This window comes from Sphingomonas sp. SphC10, assembly GCF_057004845.1.
In genome coordinates, this window is record NZ_CM168044.1 from 1691712 (window position 1) to 1703158 (window position 11447).

Genomic DNA, 11447 nt, shown 5'->3' on the forward strand with positions numbered 1-11447 from the left:
CGTCCGAAATAGCCCCGATAAGTAACGGCCGGGTTAACTGGTCAGGCGACCAGCGCGACCGGCTGCGGCACGAGCTTCGCCAGGTCGAGGACCAGCAGAGGCTCTCCGTTGCGATACACCATGCCGTTGGCGGCGCGGGACCAGCGCCCGTCCTTGGGCGCGACATGCGGCATCGGGCGCATGTCGAACGTCTCGATATCCTCCAGCGCGTCGACCAGCATGGCATAATAATGCCCGTCCTGCCGGGTGATGACGGCGCGGCGGACATGCGAAGCGGTCGGCTCCAGCCCCAGCGCCCGGCGGGTATCGACGACGGTGATGACCCGGCTGCGCAGCGCGGTCAGCCCGCGCACCGACGGCTCGGCGCGCGGCACGGCCACGACCTCGCCGATATCGACGACCGAATCGACCTGGTCGGCGTCGAAGACCACGCCCTGCCCGGCGATACAGGCGATCAGGAACAACGGCATCAGCGGCCTCCCCGACGTGCATGACCCGCCAGTGCCGCGATCAGGGCGGAGCGGTCATAACGATAGATGCTGTCGGGATCGGCCAGCCCCTCCCGGTCGCGGCGCAGGCGCACCACGGGCGCCCCCGACGGCACGGCGGCGACGGCATCCTCCTCCATCATCAGGCGGACGGACGGGGTCTCTTCGCCATTGGAACTGAGGGTGCAGCGATAGCCGTGCGCCTCCAGCACGGGGCGCAGGAACCGGTCCATCCACGCCGCGCCCGCACCGTCGAGCAGACAGAGCGGCGCGACCGGGCCGGTGTCCGCGACGCCGGAGTCGAGGAAGAAGACCAGCGGGTCGAGGATCTCCAGCGCGCGGCCTTCCCATACGGCGATGCCCAGCACCGGGCCGCTGGTGGCGGGCGCGATCTCGGCGGGCAGATGGATGATCTCCAGCGCGCCGCCGATCGCATAGGCGCATTCGGTCTCGCCATCGGTCAGGCGCAGCACCTCGACCTCGCCATGCGCCAGTGCGTCGTCGAGCGCCGCCGACTCGACATGATGAAGCGGTATGGTCGCGCCGTCGACGATCAGACGCGTGCGACCGCCCGAGCGGTGGACGGCCTCGGCCGTCGCCTTTTCGACGCGGTCGATCGCGCCCAGCGGGATGGCGCGGCGCGCACCGTCCAGATCGTCGAACAGCAGCGCGGGGTTGGCGGTTTCCTGTGCGGCGGTTTCGTCGGCGGCGATGATATCCCGCTGAAAACGAAGCCCGGCCGCCTGCGCCAGGCCGCCGCTGTCGAGCAGCAGCATCGGCAGGCCGCTGTCGGGCAGCGTCTGTCCGGCATAGAGGCCGGAACCCATCACCGCCGGTGCGGCGGGCTTGACCACCACTTCCTCGGTGTCGAGTACATCGTCGACCCCCAGGGCGTAATCCCCGTCCCGCGTGGATACGATTACCAGCGTCGACGGATCGCCCTGCCCGATCTCCAGGAACGACCCGAGCGGCAGCATCGGCAGGCGGCGGCCGCGAACGGTCGCGACCCGGATGTCACCGACCGGATCGATGCGCACCTGTTCGCCGCGCACCTTGACGATCTCTTCGATCGCCTGGCGGGCGATGGCGAAACGCTGATCCGCGACCGCGACGATCAAGGTCGACATGATCGACAGGGTCAGCGGAACCTGGATGGTGATGACAAGGCCCCGGCCCGGCCGGTTGTCCAGTGCGATGCGGCCACCGACATGCTCGATATTGGCGCGCACTACGTCCATGCCGACGCCGCGTCCCGACACCGCCGACACCGTATCGCGGCTCGACAGGCCGGGCTCGAACACCAGCTTCAGCTTTTCGGCGGGGCTCATGCCGGCGACTTCGGCGACGGAGCGGACGTCGTTCTCGATCGCCTTGGCGGCGATGCGTGCGACATCGATGCCCGCGCCGTCATCCTCGATCTCGATCAGGATCTGGTTGCCCGACTGGCGCGCCGTGACGCAGATCTGTCCGGTCGGCGGCTTGCCCAGGCTGCGGCGCCGGGCGGGTGATTCGATGCCATGGTCGATCGCGTTGCGGATGATGTGGACCAGCGGGTCGCGCATCATCTCGATCATCTCGCGGTCGAGGTCGACGTCCGATCCCTCGATGCGCAGGCTGACCGCCTTGCCCAGCTCGGCCGCCGTGTCGCGAACCATGCGGGGCAGTGCGGAGAACAGCCCGTCGATCTTCTGCATCCGCGTCCGCGTCACCGTGTCGCGCATATCGGCAACCGTCAGCGACAGCTGGTCGAGCGCGGCTTCGACACGCGGATCGAGCACATCGTCGCGCAGCCGCCGGGCCAGCTCGTTGCGGGCCAGCACCATATCGGACATGCCGCTCATCATCCGGTCGAGCAGATCGACGTTCAGCCGGATACTGCGCGGCGCGGCGCGAGGGGCGACCGCGACGCGGGCTGCCGGAGCGGGGACGACCACCTCTTCCACACGGGTCAGCGCGGCGATCAGCGCGTCGTCATCCGAATCATCGACCACGACGTCGGCTGCAATCCCCTCGACCACCGCGCCGATCCGGTCGACGATGGCCAGCACCGCATCGACGAGCGCGGTGTCGGGCATCCGCTTGCCGTCGCGCGCGGCAGCCAGCACATCCTCGGCCGCGTGGCTCAGCTTGGCGAGGCGCGGCAGGTCCAGAAAGCCGCAGCTGCCCTTGACGGTGTGAACGAAGCGAAAAATCGCATCCAGCCGCGCACGGTCGCCGGGCGCCGCTTCCCACGCGACGATCTCGCTGGACAAAGCCTCCAGCGTTTCGCGTGTCTCGGCAATGAATTCCTGTAGCAGGTCGTCCATAAATCCCCGAGGGAGCCCCCAGCTTCTCCGCTGAAGTCCGCTCCCTCTTGCCGCCACAAGATTAAAAGGGTGTTTACCCCGCGCGGATCGCCGCGCCCAGGATCATGGTGTTAGGCGCGGGCTCCGTCACCAGCGTCATGCCGCCCAGCTCGGTGGTCAGGGTGTGGATCAGGAAGGCGGGCGCGGTCCGCGACGCCAGCGGCTCGGTGCCCTGTCCCTCCATCAGGGTGCGGCGGATTTCGGGATCGAGGAGGATGCGCGGCCCCTCGATCCGGATCGCGATCTCGATCGCCTCCCGGCCCGCCTCGGCACCGATGTCGATCGTGCCGCCCCGCGCCAGTGCCTCGGTCGCGATCAGCGCCAGGTTCATCAGGATGCGCACCGCGGGCTTGGGCAGCGCGGGCGATTCGACCAGCCAGCCCAGCGTGGTGCGGCGATTGTCGACCAGCAGCCCCTCGATCGCGGCCTTCGCCTCGCTCATGTCCACCCGGTCGGCAAAGCCGCCGCCCGCGCCGAACGCCAGGCGGAAGAATTTCAGCTTGTTGGCCGAGGCGCGCGCGCTGTCCGCCAGCAATTCCATGCACCGCTCACGCATCGCCGGGTCGGTTTCGTCGGCCAGCAGCTCCAGCCCGTTATTGAGCGCCCCCACCGGCGACAGGAGATCGTGGCACAATCGCGAACACAACAGGCTCGCGAAATCCACCGGGCTGATGGTCATGAAAAATCCCTCGACAAACTAGCCCTTTCTGACGCGGGCGTGCCTTCTGTGCAAGCAAGGCGAAGCGGATCAAAGCGCCCATGACGCTCACCCGCCGCCACCGCGCGCCAGGCGGTGACCGCTCCACCCCCGACGATCAGCCAGATATTGCCGTCGGGCGCGGCGTCGGCGGCGTCGCGCAGCGAGGGTTCGGCAAGCCCCGTGGGATGCGAATGATAATGGCCGATCACCGCCGGACCGCCATTCCGCGCGGCGCGGTGCGCGGCGATCAGCGCGGCGGGATCGATCTCGAAACGATGGCTCGGTTCGGTCGCGACATTGGCGCAGGGGACCGCTTGCGCAACGTGATCGCTCTCCCCCAGCAACAATCCGCACACCTCATAATCGGGTGAAGCGGCCGCGCTTTTGCAAATCAGGTCCAGCGCATCGCTTGAAATCGTTACGGTCATGCCCAATTACCTAAGCTATGGACCGGGGGGTTTCCATCATCGATGCGCGGATCGCGCCCACAGCGGACGGCTGGCGGTTGGACCGCGCGCTGGCCGATGCGGTGCCGACTCTGTCGCGCGAACGGCTGAAGGTGTTGATCGCCAGCGGCGCGGTGACGCGCGACGGCGTGATGGCCCGCGACCCCGCCAAGCGGGCGGCGGGCGGCGATCTGTTCCAGGTTGCCGTGCCCGCCCCCCTGCCCGCCCATAACGAGCCGCAGGATATTCCGCTCGTCATCGCCTATGAGGACGAGCATCTTATCGTGCTCGACAAGCCCGCCGGGCTGGTCGTGCATCCCGCCGCTGGCAATTTCGACGGGACTTTGGTCAACGCGCTGCTCCATCATTGCGGCGGGTCGCTGTCGGGCATCGGCGGCGTCGCGCGGCCGGGGATCGTCCACCGGATCGACAAGGACACGTCGGGCCTGATGGTCGCGGCGAAGACCGACCGCACGCATGAGGGGCTGGCCAAGCAGTTCGCGGCGCACTCGATCGACCGCCGCTACCGCGCCATCACGGGCGGCATCCCGCGCCCTGCCGACGGTACGGTCGACGCGCCGCTCGCGCGCAGCCCGCAGAACCGCAAGAAGGTGGCGATCGTGCAGGGCGGCAAGCGGGCCGTGACGCATTACCGCACCATCCAAAAGTTGAACAACGCCGCCCTGGTCGAATGCCGTCTGGAGACGGGGCGCACGCACCAAGTGCGCGTGCATATGCAATCGCTGGGTCACGCCTTGCTGGGCGACCCGGTTTATGGTAGAACAAAGGGTGCTCAAAAAGCCCTGCTCGATGAACTCGATTTCCGGCGCCAAGCCCTGCACGCGGCGCATCTGGGCTTTATTCATCCCATAAGCGGCAACGCTTTGGCGTTTGAGAGCCCTATGCCGCCCGACATGCAGGAACTGTTCAGTCGGCTTCACGTATAGCAGAAGACCGCCTCGCGCCCGCGATGGGCCGGACGGAATGACGCTCCAGAAAGGGAGATAAGGATCATGGCAAAAGGCAGCAACGTCCCGGCGACGATTCCTGCACTGGGCGGGGAGCAGTCGCTCAACCGCTATCTCGCCGAGATCAAGAAATTCCCGATCCTTGCCCCGGAGCAGGAATATATGCTCGCCAAGCGCTTTCAGGAGCATGGCGACCCCGAGGCGGCGGCCCAGCTCGTCACCTCGCACCTGCGTCTCGTGGCGAAGATCGCGATGGGTTATCGCGGCTATGGCCTGCCCACCTCCGAACTGATCTCGGAGGGCAATATCGGCCTGATGCAGGGCGTGAAGAAGTTCGAGCCGGATCGCGGCTTCCGCCTGGCAACCTATGCGATGTGGTGGATCCGCGCCTCGATCCAGGAATATATCCTGCGCTCGTGGAGCCTGGTGAAGATGGGCACCACCGCGGCCCAGAAGAAGCTGTTCTTCAACCTGCGCCGGATGAAGTCGAAGCTCGACGCGTTCGAGGACGGCGACCTGCGGCCCGAGGACGTGACCAAGATCGCCACCGATCTGGGCGTCAACGAGGACGAGGTCATCAGCATGAACCGCCGCATGGCGATGGGGGGCGACACGTCGCTCAACGTCTCGATGCGCGAGGATGGCGAGGGCCAGTGGCAGGACTGGCTGGCCGACGATGCGCCGCTCCAAGACTCGGTCGTCGCCGAGCAGCAGGAGGCGGATGTCCGCCATGATATGCTGGTCAGCGCGATGGACGATCTGAACGATCGCGAGAAGCACATCCTGACCGAGCGTCGCCTGACCGACGATCCCAAGACGCTGGAAGAGCTGAGCCAGGTTTACGGTGTCAGCCGCGAACGCGTCCGCCAGATCGAGGTGCGCGCGTTCGAGAAGCTGCAAAAGGCGATGATGCGCATTGCCGGTGAAAAGCGGCTGCTGGCGGCCGCCTGAACATGACTGGCCGCACCGTCGTTATCGGCGGCGGCGCGGCCGGGATCGCGGCGGCGCGCACGCTGCATGACGCGGGGCGCGAAGTCCTGCTGATCGAGGCGGCGAACCGGCTGGGTGGGCGGGCGCATAGTGTGCGTTTGCCGACTGGCCATGTCGTCGACCATGGCTGCGGGTGGCTCCACTCGGCAAAGCGCAACCCCTGGACCCGCATCGGCGAGCAAGCGGGCTTTACCATCGATCGCCGCCGACCCAATTGGGACGGCCAATGGCGCGATCTCGGCTTTCCACCGGACGATCAAGAATCCGCCGATGCCGCCTTCGCCGGGTTCGAGACGGCGGCACTGGCGGCGGTTGACGGCCCCGACCGGCCGCTCTCCGATTTCGTGGAGGCGAACAATCACTGGCGACCGATGATCGAGGCGGTTTCCGGCTATGTAAACGGTGCAGCGCTCGACCAAGTGTCGCTGCATGACTGGGCCGCTTACGAACAGACCGCGACCGACGACAATTGGGCCGTGGTCGAGGGTTATGGCACGGTCATCGTGAACCATGCCGCCGGACTGGTCGTGCGCACCGGTATAACGGCGAACCGGATCGATCATCGCGGGGGCGTCCTTCGCATCGACACCTCGGACGGCACGATCGAGTGCGACCATGTCGTCATCGCCGTACCTACGAGTGTCTTGGCGGCGGGTAAGCTGATCTTCGATCCCCCGCTCCCCGCCAAAACGGATGCCGCCGCCGCACTACAGCTTGGTATCGCCGACAAGGTCTTCCTACTGGTCGAGGGACCAGTGCCCTGGCCCGCCCATCAGCATATGACCGGCAACCCTCACGACAGCTGCACTGCCAGCCACCGCCTCTCCCCCTTTGGCTGGCCAATCGTCGAGAGTTTCTTCGGCGGCCCCTGCGCCGAGGCGCTGGAGGAAGACGGCGCGGCGGCGGCCTTTGCCATCGACGAACTGGTGGCGCTGTTGGGCAGCGACTGGCGGCGACGCTTCACGCCACTGGACGCGACACGCTGGCGGCATGTGCCGCTGATCGGCGGCAGCTACAGTCACGCGAGGGTGGGCCACGCCGGAGCGCGGCAAACGCTGGCCGAGCCGATTGACGGCCGCTTGTTTTTCGCGGGCGAGGCGTGCTCGCATGACGATTTTTCGACCGCGCATGGCGCCTATGAAACCGGCGTGAGTGCGGCCCGATTGCTAATGGCCGATCGCTGCCACCACTAATCCCACCAGAAAAACCACCAGTCGGTCCGCATCAACTCGCTGGCGAATGCGGCCATCGATCCCAGCCCCTGATCGACGATATCGGGGCAATAGGCGTGGAGTTCGTGGGCAAGCTGCCAGGCCTGTTCTCGGTCCTTGGGACGGTTCCGGATGCGGACGTTCATGGTGTCGCCGTTGAGCCCCGCCAGTTCCGCGCCGAACCGCTCATGCCAGGATTGGAGTGCCGCGACGTGAAGCTCGGGGGGCGGGCAGGCATTCCAGCCACCCCAGTGGAGATAGGCGGGCACTTCCCAACTCTTGTCGGTCGGCAGGATCAGGATGTGCACCTTTTCCAGCGGTCGCCCCGTCTGCAGCTCTTCCGCTGCCGTCAGCCCTGGTGGGACCTCTTCCGAGGGCACCGGCCAATTGCTCGGAAGCGGTTCACTTTCCGTGGGTGGTGATGTCTCGGCCACCTTGTACAAGTCGGCAGGGAACCGGACCTTCGCCGCCGCCGCCAAAAGCTGCTCGACCGAGCGTGGCACGACCGTGCCCACGGGTGCGCCCGACACTATGGGATCGTCGAAGCTGAACTGATTGGCGATACGCTCCAGATCGGCGTCCCCACCGATCACGACGGGCCATTCCTGCTTCGCGGCCCGCAGCTTTTTCCATTCGGCCAGCGCCTTGGCCCCCGGAACCGTGACTTTCTCATGGCGAAGAAGAGACGCCATCGCCCGGGCGCGCATCGCTTGCACTGCTGCCTGCGGATCGGGATTTGGCGGTGTTGGAACGTCCTGCGGCAGAGGCTCCCCCTTCCAGGTATTTCCGGCCAGACCGACAGCGGCCAGCCCACCGATCAACAATCGCCGCGTCGGCTCCATATCGCGTCTCCTGATGCCCTCGTATCATCATGCCATTGGCTCGGTGACGGGGATATGAAAAAGGCCCCGGCTTTCGCCGAGGCCCTTTTCCATTCCGTATTCCCGCAAACTCACCGGATCGGCGAATTCGGGTCCAGGCGCATGTCCAGATACCGGTCCACCGATCCCATCAGCTCGGGCATTTCATGCTCGAAAAAGTGGTTGGCCTTGGGGATGGTGTCGTGATGGATGGTGATGTGCTTCTGGGTGCGCAGCTTGTCGACCAGCTTCTGAGTCGCCGCCGGGGTCGCGACCTCGTCGGCCTCGCCCTGGATGATGATGCCCGAGGAGGGGCATGGCGCCAGGAAGGTGAAGTCGTACATGTTGGCGGGCGGTGCGACCGAGATGAAGCCACGAATTTCCGGGCGGCGCATCAGCAGCTGCATCCCGATCCAAGCGCCGAAGCTGACGCCCGCGATCCAGGTGGTCGAGGCTTCGGGGTGGAAGCTCTGCACCCAGTCCAGCGCCGAGGCGGCGTCGGACAGTTCGCCGATGCCGTTGTCGAACACGCCCTGGCTCTTGCCCACGCCGCGGAAGTTGAAGCGCAACGTGGCGAAGCCGCGCCGCTGGAAGGTCTTGTAGAGTTCCTGCACGATCCGGTTGTTCATCGTGCCACCCGCGTTCGGGTGCGGGTGCAGGATCATGGCGACGGGCGCGCGCGGACGCGGAGCGGGAGCGAAACGGCCTTCGAGGCGGCCTTCGGGGCCAGGAAAAATGACTTCAGGCATCAAAACTCGCCGATCTGGATCGCGCTGGTGGAGCGCCGGGAACGTTGCGCTATATAGGCCGACACGCCATTTTCGCAATTGTTCGATCATTTCAGCGACGGAACAAGCCCTGCCCCCGCTTATGCAACGCCTCTATCTGGACCACGCCGCCACGACCCCGATGACCGAGGCGGCACGCGCGGCGCTGACCCAGGGTTGCGCGATCTGGGCCAACCCCTCCTCCCCGCATGCCGAGGGGCGCGCCGCCAAGCGCGCGCTGGAGGATGCCCGCACCGCCGTCGCCCGGTCGCTTGGGTGGAGCCACGAGATCCTGTTCACCAGTGGGGCCAGCGAATCGCTGTCTATCGCACTGACCCGCGCCATGGCCGAGCGACGCTTTGTCGGGGCCATCGACCATGACGCGGTGCTGCGCGCGGCACCCGATGCCATCGTCATGCCGGTCGGCCCGGACGGCGTGCTGCGCCTGCCCGATCTGAGCGGCGGCCGCGCGATCGTGACGGTGCAATGGGCTAATAGCGAAACGGGCGTGCGCCAGCCCATCGCGCAACTGGCCGAGGCCATTCATGCCGCCGGGCATATCATGCTGGTCGACGCGGCGCAGATGCCCGTCGGTGTTGACCCGGAGGTGATCGAGCATGCCGATCTGGTCGCCCTGTCGGCGCATAAGCGCGGCGGGCCGCCGGGGATCGGTGCGCTGCTCGTCCGCGATCTCGCACTGCTGGAGCCGACCGGCGGGCAGGAGCGCGGCTATCGCCCCGGTACCGAGAATATGCCGGGCGTGCTCGCCTATGCCGCCGCGCTGGCGGAACCGGAACCGGACCATGAAAAGCTTCGCGCGCATCTGGATGACGCGATCCGCCGCTCGGGCGGGACGGTGGTGGCGGACGAAAGCCGCCGCCACCCGGCCATCGCCAGCTATCACATGCCCGGCAAGCCCTCCGCCGCGCAGCTGATCCAGTTCGATCTTGCACAGATTTCGGTGTCGGCAGGCAGCGCCTGCGCCAGCGGCAGCCTGAAGCCCAGCCATGTGCTGGCCGCGCTCGGCTGGGACGTGGAGGCGGGTCGCGAGGTGGTGCGGGTCAGTTTCGGCCGGACGACGACGCGCGAGGATGTCGACCGCTTCGTCACCGCCTGGCGGGCGATCGCACGGGGGCGGCGGGTCGCATGATCTATCTCGACTATCAGGCGACGACCCCGCTCGCGCCCGAGGCGTTGAAAGCGATGCTCCCCTGGCTGGAGCAGGGCCATGCCAACCCCCATTCCCCCCACCGCGCCGGGCGACAGGCGCGCGCGGCCGTCGAAGTGGCGCGCGATCAGATTGCGGCGCTGCTGCCCTCCGGCGGGCGGGTGGTGTTCACCAGCGGCGCGACCGAAGCGCTGAACTGGGCGATCAAGGGCACCAGGGGCGGCATCGCCACGACCGCGATCGAACACGCCGCCGTGCTCGACACCGCCGCCGCGACGGGGCGACCGCTGACCCTATTGCCGGTCGACGGCGAGGGTCTGGTTGCAGCAGGCCCTGACAACATCGACAAGCCCCTCCCCTTCAGGGGAGGGGTTGGGGTGGGGCCTCGCCACGGGCCGCACGCTTGTGGAGGAGCCCCACCCCCGGCCTCTCCTTTGAAGGGGAGGGGTGAGTCTAGCTCATGTCATCCCGCTACAGATCCTCTCGCAGAAGGCACCCGCCTAATTGCCGCGATGCTGGTCAACAATGAGATCGGCACCGTCCAGCCCATCGCCGCGCTGGCCGAGCAGGCCCATCAAGCAGACGCGCTAATGCTGTGCGATGCGGTGCAGGGTTATGGCCGGCTCGGCATTCCCGATACGGTCGATCTGGTCGCCATCTCGGCCCACAAGATCCACGGCCCCAAGGGCGTGGGCGCGCTGTGGATCCGCGACGGCATCACCCTGCCACCGCTGCTGCATGGCGGCGACCAGGAGGGCGGGCGTTCGGGTACGCTCAGCCCCGCGCTATGCGCCGGGTTCGGGGCGGCGGCGCGACTGATGGCGGTGCGGGCCGAAGAGGATAGCGCGCATGTCGAACGGCTCTGGTCGCTCGCCGTCGAAAGACTGGGTAGCGGATGGTCGATCAACGGATCGGTGGAGCAGCGCTATCACGGCAATCTCAACGTCCGCCGCGAGGGGCTGGACGTCGCGCGGCTGATGTCCGACTGCCGCGACATCGCCTTCTCGGCGGGAAGCGCCTGCGCCAGCGGATCGGGGCGGCCGAGCCATGTGCTCACCGCACTGGGGCTGAGCGACCGCGAAGCCAAATTCTCGATCCGCATCGGCTTCGGCCGCTACACCACCGAGGCGGAACTGGTTGAAGCGATCGACCGGATCAACGCCGCCACCAAGGCGCAGGGCCTATGATGACGCTGACCTTTCAAGCCCCAGACGGCAGCACGACCTTGGCCGACGCACAGCCGGGCGAGACGCTGCTCCGCGTCGGGCAGCGTGCCGGGCAACCGCTGGAAGGCACGTGCGGCGGGCAGATGGCCTGTGCGACCTGCCATGTCCTGATCCCCCCGGAATATCTCGCTCATCTCCCCGCGCCATCGGCGGAAGAGGAAGACATGCTCGACCTCGTCCCCGACGCCACCCGCTCCAGCCGCCTCGCTTGCCAGATCGTCGTGACCGAACAGCTGGCCGATATGGCAGTCCGGCTTCCCTGAACCGTTGATAACAAA

Annotated in this window: 12 protein-coding genes; 6 read left to right on the forward strand and 6 right to left on the reverse strand. The window is 67.1% G+C overall.

Annotated elements, in window-relative coordinates:
• Nucleotides 1-41: 41 nt before the first annotated feature.
• The 4 genes from ACWKSV_RS07550 to ACWKSV_RS07565 all read right to left on the reverse strand — a co-directional run bounded on the left by ACWKSV_RS07550 (nt 42) and on the right by ACWKSV_RS07565 (nt 3961).
• On the reverse strand, nt 42-470 hold the full coding sequence (locus ACWKSV_RS07550; protein ID WP_076716831.1) for a chemotaxis protein CheW: 429 nt from the start codon (nt 468-470) through the stop codon (nt 42-44).
• Complete coding sequence (locus ACWKSV_RS07555; RefSeq protein WP_076716833.1) at nt 470-2794, reverse strand: chemotaxis protein CheA; 2325 nt, start codon at nt 2792-2794, stop codon at nt 470-472. The genes ACWKSV_RS07550 and ACWKSV_RS07555 overlap by 1 nt, the downstream gene beginning before the upstream one ends.
• Nucleotides 2795-2867: 73 nt before the next feature.
• Complete coding sequence (locus ACWKSV_RS07560) at nt 2868-3512, reverse strand: histidine phosphotransferase family protein (RefSeq protein ID WP_076716835.1); 645 nt, start codon at nt 3510-3512, stop codon at nt 2868-2870.
• Nucleotides 3509-3961, reverse strand: coding sequence for a M67 family metallopeptidase (locus ACWKSV_RS07565; protein WP_076716836.1), 453 nt, complete (start codon nt 3959-3961; stop codon nt 3509-3511). The genes ACWKSV_RS07560 and ACWKSV_RS07565 overlap by 4 nt, the downstream gene beginning before the upstream one ends.
• A 17-nt stretch (nt 3962-3978) precedes the next feature.
• Between ACWKSV_RS07565 and ACWKSV_RS07570 the strand changes: the two genes are divergently transcribed.
• The 3 genes from ACWKSV_RS07570 (at nt 3979) to ACWKSV_RS07580 (ending at nt 7130) form a co-directional block, all read left to right on the forward strand.
• The gene (locus ACWKSV_RS07570) at nt 3979-4926 is read left to right on the forward strand and encodes an RluA family pseudouridine synthase (RefSeq protein WP_076716838.1); all 948 of its coding nucleotides are present in this window, start codon (nt 3979-3981) and stop codon (nt 4924-4926) included.
• Between the two features lie 66 nt (nt 4927-4992).
• Nucleotides 4993-5898: an RNA polymerase sigma factor RpoH gene (rpoH, locus tag ACWKSV_RS07575; RefSeq protein WP_007404166.1), complete on the forward strand. Its 906-nt coding sequence runs from the start codon at nt 4993-4995 to the stop codon at nt 5896-5898.
• 2 nt (nt 5899-5900) lie between these two features.
• A complete protein-coding gene (locus ACWKSV_RS07580; RefSeq protein ID WP_076716840.1) occupies nt 5901-7130 on the forward strand; it encodes a flavin monoamine oxidase family protein in 1230 nt (409 codons plus the stop codon).
• Here the strand turns inward: ACWKSV_RS07580 and ACWKSV_RS07585 are convergent.
• Together ACWKSV_RS07585 and ACWKSV_RS07590 are read right to left on the reverse strand one after the other, a co-directional pair.
• Nucleotides 7127-7840, reverse strand: coding sequence for a DUF4253 domain-containing protein (locus ACWKSV_RS07585; protein WP_172839676.1), 714 nt, complete (start codon nt 7838-7840; stop codon nt 7127-7129). The genes ACWKSV_RS07580 and ACWKSV_RS07585 overlap by 4 nt on opposite strands.
• Before the next feature lie 260 nt (nt 7841-8100).
• The gene (locus ACWKSV_RS07590; protein ID WP_042483786.1) at nt 8101-8757 is read right to left on the reverse strand and encodes an alpha/beta hydrolase; all 657 of its coding nucleotides are present in this window, start codon (nt 8755-8757) and stop codon (nt 8101-8103) included.
• Between the two features lie 121 nt (nt 8758-8878).
• Here ACWKSV_RS07590 and ACWKSV_RS07595 point away from each other — a divergent pair, with 121 nt between their 5' ends.
• The 3 genes from ACWKSV_RS07595 to ACWKSV_RS07605 are packed head-to-tail and all read left to right on the forward strand — an operon-like array spanning nt 8879 to nt 11432.
• Nucleotides 8879-9925 carry a cysteine desulfurase family protein gene (locus tag ACWKSV_RS07595; protein ID WP_076716843.1) on the forward strand — a complete coding sequence of 349 codons (1047 nt, stop codon included), beginning with the start codon at nt 8879-8881 and terminating at the stop codon, nt 9923-9925.
• On the forward strand, nt 9922-11130 hold the full coding sequence (locus tag ACWKSV_RS07600; RefSeq protein ID WP_237243392.1) for a cysteine desulfurase family protein: 1209 nt from the start codon (nt 9922-9924) through the stop codon (nt 11128-11130). The genes ACWKSV_RS07595 and ACWKSV_RS07600 overlap by 4 nt, the downstream gene beginning before the upstream one ends.
• Nucleotides 11127-11432, forward strand: a complete 306-nt coding sequence (locus ACWKSV_RS07605; protein ID WP_076716844.1) for a 2Fe-2S iron-sulfur cluster-binding protein — start codon at nt 11127-11129, stop codon at nt 11430-11432. Before ACWKSV_RS07600 ends, ACWKSV_RS07605 begins: the two co-directional genes overlap by 4 nt.
• Nucleotides 11433-11447 lie beyond the last annotated feature (15 nt).

What these genes read in the sequence shown, in the direction of transcription:
- ACWKSV_RS07580 (WP_076716840.1), top strand. Translation starts at nt 5,901, where the DNA reads ATGACTGGCCGCACCGTCGTTATCGGCGGCGGCGCGGCCGGGATCGCG.
- ACWKSV_RS07550 (WP_076716831.1), bottom strand. Translation starts at nt 470, where the DNA reads ATGCCGTTGTTCCTGATCGCCTGTATCGCCGGGCAGGGCGTGGTCTTC.
- ACWKSV_RS07565 (WP_076716836.1), bottom strand. Translation starts at nt 3,961, where the DNA reads ATGACCGTAACGATTTCAAGCGATGCGCTGGACCTGATTTGCAAAAGC.
- ACWKSV_RS07605 (WP_076716844.1), top strand. Translation starts at nt 11,127, where the DNA reads ATGATGACGCTGACCTTTCAAGCCCCAGACGGCAGCACGACCTTGGCC.
- ACWKSV_RS07590 (WP_042483786.1), bottom strand. Translation starts at nt 8,757, where the DNA reads ATGCCTGAAGTCATTTTTCCTGGCCCCGAAGGCCGCCTCGAAGGCCGT.
- rpoH (WP_007404166.1), top strand. Translation starts at nt 4,993, where the DNA reads ATGGCAAAAGGCAGCAACGTCCCGGCGACGATTCCTGCACTGGGCGGG.
- ACWKSV_RS07555 (WP_076716833.1), bottom strand. Translation starts at nt 2,794, where the DNA reads ATGGACGACCTGCTACAGGAATTCATTGCCGAGACACGCGAAACGCTG.
- ACWKSV_RS07560 (WP_076716835.1), bottom strand. Translation starts at nt 3,512, where the DNA reads ATGACCATCAGCCCGGTGGATTTCGCGAGCCTGTTGTGTTCGCGATTG.
- ACWKSV_RS07570 (WP_076716838.1), top strand. Translation starts at nt 3,979, where the DNA reads ATGGACCGGGGGGTTTCCATCATCGATGCGCGGATCGCGCCCACAGCG.
- ACWKSV_RS07585 (WP_172839676.1), bottom strand. Translation starts at nt 7,840, where the DNA reads ATGGCGTCTCTTCTTCGCCATGAGAAAGTCACGGTTCCGGGGGCCAAG.
- ACWKSV_RS07595 (WP_076716843.1), top strand. Translation starts at nt 8,879, where the DNA reads ATGCAACGCCTCTATCTGGACCACGCCGCCACGACCCCGATGACCGAG.
- ACWKSV_RS07600 (WP_237243392.1), top strand. Translation starts at nt 9,922, where the DNA reads ATGATCTATCTCGACTATCAGGCGACGACCCCGCTCGCGCCCGAGGCG.